At 52.5% G+C, this 12,915-nt stretch carries 13 protein-coding genes and 1 pseudogene; 9 read left to right on the top strand and 5 right to left on the bottom strand.

Annotated features, from left to right (window positions below):
• Positions 1 to 3: 3 nt before the first annotated feature.
• Positions 4 to 1,140 (bottom strand): HlyD family secretion protein, encoded by a 1,137-nt coding sequence (locus tag A9180_RS19945; protein ID WP_064530265.1) that lies wholly within the window; start codon positions 1,138 to 1,140, stop codon positions 4 to 6.
• A 2-nt stretch (positions 1,141 to 1,142) separates the two neighbouring features.
• Entirely contained in the window at positions 1,143 to 1,505 is a 363-nt protein-coding gene (locus A9180_RS19940) for a DUF3302 domain-containing protein (RefSeq protein WP_064530333.1), read from the bottom strand.
• Between the two features lie 535 nt (positions 1,506 to 2,040).
• Between A9180_RS19940 and mtlA the strand changes: the two genes are divergently transcribed.
• The 3 genes from mtlA to mtlR all read left to right on the top strand — a co-directional run bounded on the left by mtlA (position 2,041) and on the right by mtlR (position 5,897).
• Positions 2,041 to 3,954: a PTS mannitol transporter subunit IICBA gene (gene mtlA / locus A9180_RS19935; RefSeq protein ID WP_064530264.1), complete on the top strand. Its 1,914-nt coding sequence runs from the start codon at positions 2,041 to 2,043 to the stop codon at positions 3,952 to 3,954.
• A gap of 210 nt (positions 3,955 to 4,164) precedes the next feature.
• On the top strand, positions 4,165 to 5,310 hold the full coding sequence (gene mtlD, locus A9180_RS19930) for a mannitol-1-phosphate 5-dehydrogenase (RefSeq protein WP_064530263.1): 1,146 nt from the start codon (positions 4,165 to 4,167) through the stop codon (positions 5,308 to 5,310).
• Entirely contained in the window at positions 5,310 to 5,897 is a 588-nt protein-coding gene (gene mtlR / locus A9180_RS19925; RefSeq protein ID WP_064530262.1) for a mannitol operon repressor MtlR, read from the top strand. Before mtlD ends, mtlR begins: the two co-directional genes overlap by 1 nt.
• Before the next feature lie 4 nt (positions 5,898 to 5,901).
• Here mtlR and yibT read toward each other — a convergent pair whose 3' ends face one another.
• A complete protein-coding gene (gene yibT / locus A9180_RS19920) occupies positions 5,902 to 6,111 on the bottom strand; it encodes a protein YibT (RefSeq protein WP_064530261.1) in 210 nt (69 codons plus the stop codon).
• A 281-nt stretch (positions 6,112 to 6,392) separates the two neighbouring features.
• Between yibT and A9180_RS19915 the strand changes: the two genes are divergently transcribed.
• From A9180_RS19915 to trmL, 6 genes and pseudogenes are all read left to right on the top strand, one after another.
• A complete protein-coding gene (locus tag A9180_RS19915) occupies positions 6,393 to 6,755 on the top strand; it encodes a YibL family ribosome-associated protein (RefSeq protein ID WP_064530260.1) in 363 nt (120 codons plus the stop codon).
• A gap of 154 nt (positions 6,756 to 6,909) precedes the next feature.
• A pseudogene (locus A9180_RS25035) lies at positions 6,910 to 7,110 on the top strand (hypothetical protein); the annotation flags it as partial.
• Positions 7,111 to 7,365: 255 nt separating this feature from the next.
• The gene (gene lldP / locus A9180_RS19910; RefSeq protein ID WP_064530259.1) at positions 7,366 to 9,021 is read left to right on the top strand and encodes an L-lactate permease; all 1,656 of its coding nucleotides are present in this window, start codon (positions 7,366 to 7,368) and stop codon (positions 9,019 to 9,021) included.
• On the top strand, positions 9,021 to 9,797 hold the full coding sequence (gene lldR, locus A9180_RS19905; RefSeq protein ID WP_064530258.1) for a transcriptional regulator LldR: 777 nt from the start codon (positions 9,021 to 9,023) through the stop codon (positions 9,795 to 9,797). The genes lldP and lldR overlap by 1 nt, the downstream gene beginning before the upstream one ends.
• Positions 9,794 to 10,984, top strand: a complete 1,191-nt coding sequence (gene lldD, locus A9180_RS19900) for a quinone-dependent L-lactate dehydrogenase (RefSeq protein WP_064530257.1) — start codon at positions 9,794 to 9,796, stop codon at positions 10,982 to 10,984. The genes lldR and lldD overlap by 4 nt, the downstream gene beginning before the upstream one ends.
• Before the next feature lie 47 nt (positions 10,985 to 11,031).
• Complete coding sequence (gene trmL / locus A9180_RS19895; RefSeq protein ID WP_064530256.1) at positions 11,032 to 11,505, top strand: tRNA (uridine(34)/cytosine(34)/5-carboxymethylaminomethyluridine(34)-2'-O)-methyltransferase TrmL; 474 nt, start codon at positions 11,032 to 11,034, stop codon at positions 11,503 to 11,505.
• A gap of 55 nt (positions 11,506 to 11,560) precedes the next feature.
• Here trmL and cysE read toward each other — a convergent pair whose 3' ends face one another.
• Positions 11,561 to 12,382, bottom strand: a complete 822-nt coding sequence (cysE, locus tag A9180_RS19890; RefSeq protein WP_001277564.1) for a serine O-acetyltransferase — start codon at positions 12,380 to 12,382, stop codon at positions 11,561 to 11,563.
• 79 nt (positions 12,383 to 12,461) lie between these two features.
• Positions 12,462 to 12,915 (bottom strand): NAD(P)H-dependent glycerol-3-phosphate dehydrogenase (locus A9180_RS19885; RefSeq protein ID WP_149025986.1); only part of this gene is annotated, 454 nt, incomplete at its 5' end.

Below are 12,915 nucleotides of genomic sequence, written 5' to 3'. Positions count from 1 at the left end.
GTCTCAATGATCCAAATATAAATAATGCATCCAACTGGTCATTCTCAGCAGCACTTTGCGCATCACGGAAACATGACTGAAATGGTCGGAGTAAACCGCCACCTGGGCGTAGATGCCGTCTGGCAGAGAATCAACCTCAGCATTAGGTTCGAGATCAATCAGCGCGAGTACGCCATCTGTGCCTGGCACAACGGTCAGCGATTGCAGTACGCCCTGTGCCTGGTAGGAACCACCAGGTACAACCGGCAAAATACTGCTCAGTTTTCCGCGAAATACCTGACCCGGCAGCGCATTAAATACCACTTCAGCTTCATCGCCAGGTTCCAGACGCAGCAGCGAATTTTGCCGGAATTGGGCGACAATTTGCCGCTTCTGCTCAGGAATAAACACCATCACCGGGCGTAGTGGTAGCGCAGCAGCGTAAGTGCCTGGGCGAATCAACACCTGAGTGACGTATCCATTACTTGGCGCCCGCACGATGGTTTGCGCCAGGTTATACTCCGCCTCCGTCAATTGTGCTCTCAGGCTGACAATTTGTGACTGCTCACCGTTGACCATGCTGTCTAACTGACTTTGAATCTGTGCCTGCTCTGCTATCGAACCTTTTACCAGCGCGTCCTGTGCGAGAAAATTTTGTCGGGCATCATCGATATCACGCTCAGAAAAAGGATTCACTGCGGCCTGGCTACCTTTAAGGTAACGCTGATAGTTTTTAAACAGACGATCGCGTTCTGCTGAAACCTGAGTGGTATTGGCCTGCGCTTCGGCTAACTGCGCTCTCAGCGTTTTCACGTTATGGGTTGCCGTCATCAGATCGGCCTGTAACCGCGCCACTCGCGCCTGGTAACGTACCGGATCGAGTTTAAAGAGTACTTCACCCTTTTGAATAAGCTGATTATTTTTATTCGTCACTTCGCTGACGATCCCCGTCACCTGCGGCGTAATGGGGATAGAAACCACCGCTTTTTGCGCCGTAAAAGTGTAAGGATGGTTGTAGTTCATCAGCAAAATCAAACCACTCACCAGAAATACGCCACCGAGCGCCGCCGTCGCCAGCGTCCACTGATTCACCGGAATGCGGAAGATTTTAAAGACCGCCCACGCCAGCGCCACGTAAGTTAAGACAATCAACAGATCCATGGTTAGATCTCCGGAAACGTGGAATAGTCAGTTTTTTTCTCGGCGGCGAGTTGATGTTCCAGCCGGGAGATACGGTCAGAAAGCGCAGCGATGTCCGGGTCAGGCGCCCTCTCTTGCGGCGTAGCATGCGACTGCATGCCCCAGCCGCGCTCTGGCTGGTAGAGCGTCGCCCAAATCCACAGGAATGGCCAAATTACATGCAGGGTAAAAAGGCTCACCCAGCCCGCAGTATGGATCGCATCAGCATGGGGATGATTACGCTTTTTGGCGATCAGATAAGGGATGTCATGAATTGCGATGATTCCATAAAAAATCACCAGAAAGACGAATATCAGCACTCCCAACGCGAAGTAGTTTAGAAACATATCTGCCTCGGATTCACGCTTATCAGAGTTGTTATGGGCTGGCAGCCAGATGGGAGTCAGGCTGATTATTTGACAATAATCCGGGTTTGCGATTCTCGCCATCACACCGAAGAATAATTTTAAGAAACGATGAGTTGCTTAGTTACATAACGGTTTTACGGCTAAGACATAACATGCTGTAGATCACGTCAGGTGAACGCCGTAAGAAAATATCTTGTGATTAAGATCACAAAAATTCAACAAACAGCCAAAACAAAAACGTGACAAAAATCACATTTAAATGCCATTTTTGGCCAATATTGCCGTCTTGTTGTTTTTATACACAAACATTTTGTGATGAACATCACGTCAATTACCTCTCTACCCCCTATATTTATGTGACTGATATCACATAAAAGGCCACCGACTGGACAGTTAACCGATTCAGTGCCAGATTTCGCAGTATCTACAAGGTCCGGCTACCTCTGCCGCCACATTAACAAAAAACCTCGGGCTTCCAGCCTGCGCGACAGCAAACATAAGAAGGGGTGTTTTTATGTCATCCGATATTAAGATCAAAGTGCAAAGCTTTGGTCGTTTCCTCAGCAACATGGTGATGCCAAATATCGGCGCGTTTATCGCGTGGGGTATCATCACCGCGTTATTTATTCCAACAGGGTGGTTACCGAACGAAACGCTGGCGAAGCTGGTCGGGCCGATGATCACCTATCTCCTGCCGCTGCTGATCGGTTATACCGGTGGTAAGCTGGTAGGTGGCGAACGTGGCGGCGTGGTTGGTGCTATCACTACCATGGGCGTTATCGTCGGTGCAGACATGCCGATGTTCCTCGGTTCTATGATTGCAGGTCCGCTGGGCGGCTGGTGCATTAAGCATTTCGACCGCTGGGTAGACGGTAAAATCAAATCCGGTTTTGAGATGCTGGTGAACAACTTCTCTGCCGGTATCATGGGGATGATCCTCGCTATTCTGGCATTCATGGGGATTGGCCCGCTGGTTGAAGCTCTGTCCAAAATGCTGGCTGCGGGCGTTAACTTCATGGTTGTCCATGACATGCTGCCGCTGGCATCTATCTTTGTTGAGCCAGCGAAAATCCTGTTCCTCAACAACGCCATTAACCACGGTATCTTCTCGCCGCTGGGTATTCAGCAGTCCCATGAGATGGGCAAATCCATCTTCTTCCTGATTGAAGCGAACCCGGGTCCGGGTATGGGTGTTCTGCTGGCGTACATGTTCTTTGGTCGTGGTAGCGCTAAACAGTCTGCGGGCGGTGCGGCAATCATCCACTTCCTGGGTGGTATCCACGAAATTTACTTCCCGTATGTACTGATGAACCCGCGTCTGATTCTGGCCGTTATCCTCGGCGGTATGACTGGCGTGTTCACGCTGACTATTCTGGGCGGCGGTCTGGTTTCTCCGGCATCTCCGGGCTCTATCCTCGCAGTACTGGCGATGACGCCAAAAGGCGCTTACTTCGCTAACATTGCCGGTGTGTGTGCGGCAATGGCTGTCTCCTTCGTTGTCTCTGCCATTCTGCTGAAAACCAGCAAAGTGAAAGAAGAAGATGATATTGAAGCAGCAACTCGTCGTATGCAGGACATGAAGGCTGAATCTAAAGGCGCGTCTCCGCTGTCTGCTGGCGATGTCACTAACGACCTGAGCCACGTACGTAAAATCATCGTTGCCTGTGACGCCGGTATGGGTTCCAGTGCGATGGGTGCAGGTGTGCTGCGTAAGAAGATTCAGGATGCGGGCCTGTCACAGATTTCTGTTACTAACAGCGCGATCAACAACCTGCCGCCTGATGTGGACCTGGTCATCACTCACCGTGACCTGACCGAACGTGCTATGCGCCAGGTACCGCAGGCACAGCATATTTCGCTGACTAACTTCCTCGACAGCGGCCTGTACACCAGCCTGACCGAACGTCTGGTTGCTGCCCAGCGCCATACTGAAAACGAAGTGAAAGTAAAAGACAGCCTGAAAGACAGCTTTGACGATTCTAACACCAACCTGTTCAAGCTCGGCGCAGAAAACATCTTCCTCGGTCGCAAAGCGGCAACCAAAGAAGAAGCGATTCGTTTTGCCGGCGAGCAGCTGGTGAAAGGCGGTTACGTTGAGCCGGAATACGTTCAGGCGATGCTGGACCGTGAAAAACTGACCCCGACCTATCTGGGTGAGTCTATCGCAGTGCCGCACGGTACGGTTGAAGCGAAAGATCGCGTGCTGAAAACTGGCGTCGTGTTCTGCCAGTACCCAGAAGGCGTGCGCTTCGGTGAAGAAGAAGATGACATTGCCCGTCTGGTAATTGGTATTGCTGCCCGTAACAACGAGCACATCCAGGTTATCACCAGCCTGACCAACGCACTGGATGATGAGTCTGTCATCGAGCGTCTGGCGCACACCACCAGCGTGGATGAAGTGCTGGAACTGCTGGCAGGTCGTAAGTAATCCAGTTCCCCCCTCTCCACATGGAGAAGGGGGGCTAACTGCCTGATGCGCTTTGCTTATCAGGCCTACAAAACAAAGCGCAGTTTGTTAAATTTGCACGTTTTTGTAGGCCGCATCCGGCGCAGCTCCTCTCCTCACGGAGAGGGTTTGGGTGAGGGAAATGCCTCACCCCAGCCCTCTCGGGTAAAAACATTGATGAAGGTTAATACTATGAAAGCATTACATTTTGGCGCAGGTAATATCGGTCGTGGCTTTATCGGTAAACTGCTGGCAGACGCGGGTATCCAACTGACGTTTGCCGATGTAAATCAGGTGGTGCTTGATGCCCTGAATGCCCGTCATAGCTATCAGGTTCATGTGGTCGGTGAAACCGAGCAGGTAGATACCGTTTCCGGCGTAAATGCCGTCAGCAGCATCGGCGATGAAGTGGTTGATTTAATCGCCCAGGTTGATTTGGTCACCACCGCAGTTGGCCCGGTCGTGCTGGAACGTATAGCTCCCGCCATCGCCAAAGGGCTGGTGAAACGTAAAGAACAAGGTAATGAATCGCCACTGAACATCATCGCCTGTGAAAACATGGTACGCGGCACCACGCAGCTGAAAGGCCATGTGATGAACGCCCTGCCGGAAGAAGCCAAAGCGTGGGTAGAAGAGCATGTTGGCTTTGTGGATTCCGCCGTTGACCGCATCGTACCGCCTTCCGCCTCTGCAACTAACGATCCGCTGGAAGTAACTGTAGAAACCTTCAGCGAATGGATTGTTGATAAAACCCAGTTCAAAGGCGCACTGCCGAACATCCCAGGCATGGAGTTAACCGACAACCTGATGGCATTTGTTGAGCGTAAACTCTTCACCCTGAACACAGGTCATGCTATAACCGCGTACCTCGGAAAACTGGCAGGTCATCAGACCATTCGTGATGCGATTCTCGACGAGAAAATCCGTGCGGTGGTAAAAGGTGCGATGGAAGAAAGCGGCGCGGTACTGATCAAGCGCTATAACTTTGATGCTGACAAACATGCAGCATACATCCAGAAAATCCTCGGTCGTTTTGAAAACCCGTATCTGAAAGATGATGTGGAGCGCGTAGGCCGTCAACCGCTGCGTAAACTGAGTGCTGGCGACCGTCTGGTAAAACCGCTGTTGGGTACGCTGGAGTACGGTTTGCCACACAAAAACCTGATTGAAGGTATCGCCGCCGCAATGCACTTCCGCAGTGAAGATGATCCACAGGCGCAGGAACTGGCGGCGCTGATTACCGAGAAAGGCCCGCAGGAAGCGCTGGCGCAAATTTCCGGGCTTGATGCTAACAGCGAGGTTGTCGCCGAAGCAGTCACGGCTTATAACGCAAAATAATGGTAGACCAGGCGCAGGACTCCCTGCGCCCGAATAACAGATTGTCAGATATGCAGGCAACAATGGAACAAACCCAGGCCTTTGAAAACCGTGTGCTTGAGCGTCTGAATGCTGGCAAAACCGTGCGAAGCTTTTTGATCACCGCAGTTGATCTCCTGACCGAGGCGGTGAATCTTCTGGTGCTTCAGGTATTCCGCAAAGACGATTACGCGGTGAAGTATGCTGTAGAACCATTACTCGACGGCGATGGTCCGCTGGGCGACCTTTCCGTGCGCTTAAAGCTGATTTATGGGCTTGGCGTGATTAGCCGCAACGAATATGAAGATGCGGAACTCTTGATGGCGCTGCGTGAAGAGCTGAATCACGACGGTAACGAATACGCCTTTACCGATGATGAAATTATTGGGCCATTTGGCGAGCTGCACTGCGTGGCGGCGATCCCACCGCCGCCACAGTTTGAACCAACAGACTCCAGTTTGTATGCGATGCAAATTCAGCGTTACCAACAAGCTGTGCGTTCAACAATGGTCCTTTCACTGACTGAGCTGATTTCCAAAATCAGCTTAAAAAAAGCCTTTCAAAAGTAAGCGATTACTGCTTCTCAACCTGCTTCGGCCTATAAAGTTGACGATAATACTCCAGACGTTGCAGATATAACGGCACGCTTTCCTCGGGTATATCGGACGGAAGCGCGTCACGGGGAGGAAGCTTTTTCAGATACTCCCGGAAAGCCTGGCTTGATGCCATAAAATCTACGGTTTTATCGATAAGATGCGGAACGTTTTCACCTAATTTGCCCATGATAATATCTCCGTATTACCCCGCGCCGGGAATGCGCGGCCGCCAATTTTAGTGTAGATCCCGGTAAAGATGGCATTAAGGAAATTGTGCTGAAACTATAATAATTGCACTCTCATGCTTATCATCCTTTCCTTTGGATTCCTGAATTAATCAATAAATTGAATGCATTTCACACACAGCAATGATTTCAAAAGGAACTATTGCAATGCCATCAGTTGTGTACAACGCCCCCCGTCACGCATACTAGAGACTATAAATTTATCTTTATCAGAAGTCATCACATGAAAGAAGTCGAAAAAAACGAAATCAAACGTCTTAGCGATCGCCTGGACGCTATCCGCCACCAGCAGGCCGATCTGTCGCTGGTTGAAGCCGCAGACAAATACGCCGAGCTGGAGAAAGAAAAAGCCACGCTGGAAGCGGAAATTGCCCGCCTGCGTGACGTTCACAGCCAGAAACTTAGCAAAGAAGCGCAGAAGCTGATGAAGATGCCGTTCCAGCGTGCGATTACTAAAAAAGAGCAGGCTGATATGGGTAAGCTGAAGAAGAGCGTTCGCGGACTGGTCGTTGTGCACCCGATGACTGCGCTGGGCCGTGAAATGGGCCTGCAAGAGATGACAGGGTTCTCTAAGACCGAGTTTTAAGCCCCTACTGGTCGATATAACTAAAGTCTCCGCATTTTTATTCGCTCCTGCCGGCACATGCAGGAGCATATTTCAAACATCGAAATCGATTAACGTTATATTTTCAATTCCCCCGCATACCTGAATAATTTTAGTAGGCTAGAATCTGAAAATAGCTTCCGTGGATGCTGACAGAGTGTTTACTGGCCCTACATATACCATCGGTACCACTAACTACGATAACGTCGGTGATGCACTGGCAGCAATTAACACCTCATTTAGCACTTCTCCTGGCGATGCTCTGCTTTGGGATACCTCCGCAGGTAAAATCAGGGCCAAACACGGTACTAATGGTGACGCAAGTGTGATCGCTGATGGGGATTGCCCTTTTCTTTACCAGACATCCTCCCATCCCAAATTGGCCCTACCAATTCTTTGCTTATCTGACCTCTGGTTCACAGTTCCCCAATTAAAACACACATCATTGTTGCTAATTAATAACATTTAGTTAACCATTCATTGTCATTATCCCTACACAACAAAATTGGCAGTGCCACTTTTACACAACGTGTAACAAGGAGATGAGCAACAGACTCATTACACGATGTGTGTGGACTCCAGGAGACTTGCAATGAATCTCTGGCAACAAAACTATGATCCCGCCGGGAATATCTGGCTTTCCAGCCTGATAGCATCGCTTCCCATCCTGTTTTTCTTCTTTGCGCTGATTAAGCTCAAACTCAAAGGCTATGTCGCCGCCACGTGGACAGTCGCTATCGCTCTGACCGTCGCGCTATTGTTCTACAAAATGCCGGTCGCCAACGCACTGGCCTCGGTGGTTTATGGCTTCTTCTACGGTTTGTGGCCAATAGCCTGGATCATTATTGCGGCGGTGTTCGTCTATAAAATCTCAGTGAAAACCGGGCAATTTGACATCATCCGCTCGTCGATTCTTTCGATAACCCCAGACCAGCGTCTGCAAATGCTGATTGTCGGTTTCTGTTTCGGCGCTTTTCTCGAAGGGGCTGCGGGCTTTGGCGCACCGGTAGCGATCACCGCCGCATTGCTGGTGGGTCTGGGCTTTAAACCGTTATACGCCGCCGGGCTGTGCCTGATTGTTAACACCGCGCCAGTGGCATTTGGCGCGATGGGCATTCCAATTCTGGTTGCCGGGCAGGTGACGGGCATCGACAGCTTTGAGATTGGCCAGATGGTGGGTCGTCAGTTACCGTTTATGACCATTATCGTCCTGTTCTGGATCATGGCGATTATGGACGGCTGGCGCGGCATCAAAGAGACGTGGCCTGCGGTCGTGGTTGCAGGTGGTTCATTTGCCATCGCACAGTATCTCAGCTCCAACTTTATTGGGCCGGAACTGCCGGATATTATCTCTTCGCTGGTATCGCTGCTCTGCCTGACACTGTTCCTCAAACGCTGGCAGCCGGTACGCGTTTTCCGCTTCGGCGATCTGGGTGCATCGCAGGTTGATATGACGCTGGCCCACACCGGTTACACGGCGGGTCAGGTGCTGCGTGCCTGGACACCATTCCTGTTCCTGACCGCCACCGTAACACTTTGGAGTATCCCGCCGTTTAAAGCCCTGTTCGCTTCGGGCGGCGCCCTGTATGAATGGGTGATCAACATTCCAGTGCCGTATCTCGACAAACTGGTTGCCCGTATGCCGCCGGTCGTCAGCGAAGCTACCGCCTACGCCGCCGTGTTTAAGTTTGACTGGTTCTCTGCCACTGGTACCGCCATTCTGTTTGCTGCACTGCTTTCGGTTGTCTGGCTGAAGATGAAACCGTCTGACGCTATCAGCACCTTCGGCAGCACACTGAAAGAACTGGCCCTGCCCATCTACTCTATAGGTATGGTGCTGGCGTTCGCCTTTATCTCGAACTATTCCGGGCTGTCGTCAACGCTGGCGCTGGCACTGGCGCACACCGGTCATGCATTTACCTTCTTCTCGCCGTTCCTTGGTTGGCTGGGGGTATTCCTGACCGGGTCGGATACGTCCTCTAACGCTCTGTTTGCCGCGCTGCAAGCCACCGCTGCACAACAAATTGGCGTTTCTGACCTGTTGCTGGTTGCAGCCAACACCACCGGTGGCGTTACCGGCAAGATGATCTCTCCGCAATCCATCGCCATCGCCTGTGCGGCGGTAGGTCTGGTGGGCAAAGAGTCAGATTTATTCCGCTTTACTGTCAAACACAGCCTGATCTTCACCTGTATGGTGGGCGTGATCACCACGCTTCAGGCTTACGTCTTAACGTGGATGATTCCTTAATGATTGCTACACCCAGACGCCTGTCAGACGAGGTAGCCTCCCGTGTGCGGGCGCTGATTGATGAACAAAATCTGGAGGCGGGCATGAAATTGCCCGCTGAACGCCAACTGGCGATGCAACTCGGCGTGTCGCGTAATTCACTGCGCGAAGCGCTGGCAAAGCTGGTGAGCGAAGGCGTGCTGCTTAGTCGTCGCGGTGGTGGCACATTTGTGCGCTGGCGTCATGATGCGTGGTCGGAGCAAAACATCGTCCAGCCGCTGAAAACGCTGATGGCCGATGATCCGGATTACAGCTTCGATATTCTGGAAGCCCGCTACGCCATTGAAGCCAGCACTGCGTGGCATGCAGCGATGCGCGCCACACAAGCCGATAAAGAAAAGATACAGCTCTGCTTTGAAGCGACGCAGAGTGAAGACCCGGATCTCGCCTCGCAAGCGGATGTGCGTTTTCATCTGGCGATTGCCGAAGCCTCACATAACATCGTGCTGCTGCAAACCATGCGCGGTTTCTTTGATGTTCTGCAATCCTCGGTGATGCAAAGCCGTCAACGGATGTATCTTGTGCCGCCCGTTTTTTCACAACTGACCGAGCAACATCAGGCGGTCATTGACGCCATTTTTGCCGGTGATGCCGACGGGGCGCGTAAAGCGATGATGGCGCACCTCAGTTTTGTCCACAGCACCATGAAAAGATTCGATGAAGATCAGGCGCGCCGTGCACGTATTACCCGCCTGCCCGGTGAGCATAATGAGTATTCGAGGGAGAAAAACGCATGATTATTTCCGCAGCCAGCGATTATCGCGCCGCAGCACAACGCATTCTGCCGCCGTTCCTGTTCCACTATATGGATGGCGGCGCATATTCTGAATATACCCTGCGTCGTAACATGGAAGATTTGTCAGAAGTGGCGCTGCGCCAGCGTATTCTGAAAAACATGTCCGACTTAAGTCTGGAAACGACGCTGTTTAATGAGAAATTGTCGATGCCAGTAGCGCTGGCTCCGGTGGGCTTGTGCGGCATGTATGCGCGTCGCGGCGAAGTTCAGGCAGCCAAAGCGGCTGATGCTCACGGTATTCCGTTTACTCTCTCGACGGTTTCCGTTTGCCCGATTGAGGAAGTCGCACCCGCCATCCAGCGCCCAATGTGGTTTCAGCTTTACGTACTGCGCGATCGCGGTTTTATGCGTAACGCACTGGAACGGGCAAAAGCCGCAGGTTGTTCGACGCTGGTTTTCACCGTGGATATGCCAACGCCGGGCGCACGCTACCGTGATGCGCACTCAGGTATGAGCGGCCCGAACGCCGCAATGCGCCGCTACTTGCAGGCGGTGACTCACCCACAATGGGCGTGGGATGTGGGCCTGAATGGTCGTCCGCATGATTTAGGTAATATCTCGGCTTACCTTGGCAAACCGACCGGACTGGAAGATTACATCGGCTGGCTGGGGAATAACTTCGATCCGTCCATCTCATGGAAAGACCTTGAGTGGATCCGCGATTTCTGGGATGGCCCGATGGTGATCAAAGGGATCCTCGACCCAGAAGATGCGCGTGATGCAGTCCGTTTTGGCGCAGATGGCATTGTGGTTTCTAACCACGGTGGTCGCCAGTTAGATGGCGTACTCTCTTCTGCCCGCGCACTGCCCGCTATTGCGGATGCGGTGAAAGGTGATATCGCCATTCTGGCGGATAGCGGCATTCGTAACGGGCTGGATGTTGTGCGTATGATTGCTCTCGGTGCCGATACCGTACTATTGGGCCGTGCTTTCCTCTATGCGCTGGCAACGGCGGGCCAGGCGGGCGTAGCTAACCTGCTGAATCTGATTGAGAAAGAGATGAAAGTGGCGATGACGCTGACAGGCGCGAAATCGATTAGCGAAATTACGCAAGATTCGCTGGTGCAGGGGTTGGGTAAAGAGTTGCCTGCAGCGCTGGCTCCGATGGCGAAAGGGAATGCGGCTTAAGGGTTAGATGAATATCTGCTATCCTGCCCCCGCACTAAGGGGGCAGTATGTTAAACATCGTACTTTACGAACCAGAAATTCCGCCAAACACTGGCAACATCATTCGTCTTTGCGCTAATACCGGCTTTCGTCTGCATATCATCGAACCGATGGGATTTGCCTGGGACGACAAGCGCCTGCGCCGCGCGGGGCTGGACTACCACGAATTTACCGCTGTTACGCGTCATCATGACTATAACGCGTTCCTCGAAGCAGAAAATCCCCAGCGTCTGTTTGCCCTCACCACCAAAGGTACGCCCGCGCATAGCGCCGTAAGTTATCAGGATGGTGACTATCTGATGTTCGGCCCGGAAACGCGCGGCCTGCCAGCGAGCATTCTCGACGCCCTGCCCGCTGAACAAAAAATTCGTATTCCGATGGTGCCGGACAGCCGCAGCATGAACCTGTCCAATGCGGTGTCGGTAGTGGTGTATGAAGCCTGGCGGCAGCTGGGGTATCCGGGAGCGGTGTTGAGAGATTAGTTACGCCAGGCCGGATAAGATGCGTTAGCATCGCATCCGGCACGATCACATGACGTCAGATCCCATCCCCATACTCAAAGGTATGGTGAATGCCGTTGAAGTGCTGATCCATATCCATTGATGGCTTATCGCTGTCTGGTTTACCGACAATGCGTGCCGGAACGCCAGCGGCGGTGGTATGCGGCGGCACTGGTTGCAGCACCACGGAACCTGCGCCAATCTTCGCGCCGCGCCCAACTTCAATATTGCCGAGAATTTTCGCGCCCGCGCCAATCATTACGCCTTCACGAATTTTCGGGTGACGGTCGCCGCTGGTTTTACCTGTACCACCGAGCGTCACGGATTGCAGAATCGACACGTCGTTTTCAATTACTGCCGTTTCACCAACGACGATGCCCGTCGCATGGTCGAGCATGATCCCGCGACCAATTTTTGCTGCCGGGTGAATATCGACCTGGAACGTCACAGAAACCTGGTTTTGCAGAAAAATAGCCAGTGCGCGACGGCCCTGATTCCACAGCCAGTGACCAATGCGATACGCCTGCAAGGCATGAAAACCTTTCAGGTATAACAATGGGGTTGAGTATTTATCGACTGCCGGGTCGCGGGTACGTACCGCCTGAATATCACAGGCCGCAGAGGCGATCATCTCCGGGTCGGCGGCGTAGGCTTCTTCAACCACTTCGCGGATAGCAATGGCAGGCATGATCGGCGATGACAGCTTGTTCGCCAGCATATAGCTCAACGCACTGCCCAGGTTTTCGTGCTTGAGTAGCGTTGCGTGGTAAAAACTGGCCAGCATTGGCTCACAGTCCGCCAGCGTTCTGGCTTCAGCTTTAATATTGTTCCAGACAATTTCCAGTTCTTCACACGACATTGCTTACTCCACACGATGAGATAATGACCGGCCCGTTCTGCGCGGGCCGGGTCATAGCGGTAACAAAGGTTCCCTGGGTTTAGTGGCTGCTGCGCTCGTCCTTGCGTGCACGACCTAATAAAGTCAATGCTGCCTCGCGCGCGTTTTTTCCGCAATATAATACTTGATAAATTTCCTCGGTTATTGGCATTTCAACGCCGAAGCGATGCGCCAACTCTCGGACTTCTTTTGTATTGCGGTAGCCTTCCACCACCTGACCAATCTTCTCCTGCGCGCTTTGTACATCCATACCCTGACCGAGCATCATGCCAAAACGGCGGTTACGCGACTGGTTGTCGGTACAGGTCAGCACCAGATCGCCCAGCCCCGCCCTACCCATAAAGGGGGCAGGATCGGCCCCCAGTGCCGCGCCCAGACGCGACATTTCAGCCAGACCACGGGGGATTAGCGCCGTTCGTGCATTCGCGCCAAAACCCATACCGTCGGACATCCCCGCCCCAATCGCCATGACGTTTTTCACCGCGCCGCCAAGC

The organism is Escherichia sp. B1147, from assembly GCF_001660175.1.
Lineage (GTDB): Bacteria > Pseudomonadota > Gammaproteobacteria > Enterobacterales > Enterobacteriaceae > Escherichia > Escherichia whittamii.
This window is presented reverse-complemented; position numbering and strand designations above follow the sequence as displayed.

Bases quoted from the DNA above. Each gene is read 5' to 3' on its own strand.
- A9180_RS19945 (WP_064530265.1), bottom strand. From the start codon at position 1,140: ATGGATCTGTTGATTGTCTTAACTTACGTGGCGCTGGCGTGGGCGGTC.
- cysE (WP_001277564.1), bottom strand. From the start codon at position 12,382: ATGTCGTGTGAAGAACTGGAAATTGTCTGGAACAATATTAAAGCTGAA.
- trmL (WP_064530256.1), top strand. From the start codon at position 11,032: ATGTTAAACATCGTACTTTACGAACCAGAAATTCCGCCAAACACTGGC.
- lldR (WP_064530258.1), top strand. From the start codon at position 9,021: ATGATTGCTACACCCAGACGCCTGTCAGACGAGGTAGCCTCCCGTGTG.
- A9180_RS19940 (WP_064530333.1), bottom strand. From the start codon at position 1,505: ATGTTTCTAAACTACTTCGCGTTGGGAGTGCTGATATTCGTCTTTCTG.
- lldP (WP_064530259.1), top strand. From the start codon at position 7,366: ATGAATCTCTGGCAACAAAACTATGATCCCGCCGGGAATATCTGGCTT.
- mtlR (WP_064530262.1), top strand. From the start codon at position 5,310: ATGGTAGACCAGGCGCAGGACTCCCTGCGCCCGAATAACAGATTGTCA.
- lldD (WP_064530257.1), top strand. From the start codon at position 9,794: ATGATTATTTCCGCAGCCAGCGATTATCGCGCCGCAGCACAACGCATT.
- mtlA (WP_064530264.1), top strand. From the start codon at position 2,041: ATGTCATCCGATATTAAGATCAAAGTGCAAAGCTTTGGTCGTTTCCTC.
- yibT (WP_064530261.1), bottom strand. From the start codon at position 6,111: ATGGGCAAATTAGGTGAAAACGTTCCGCATCTTATCGATAAAACCGTA.
- A9180_RS19915 (WP_064530260.1), top strand. From the start codon at position 6,393: ATGAAAGAAGTCGAAAAAAACGAAATCAAACGTCTTAGCGATCGCCTG.
- mtlD (WP_064530263.1), top strand. From the start codon at position 4,165: ATGAAAGCATTACATTTTGGCGCAGGTAATATCGGTCGTGGCTTTATC.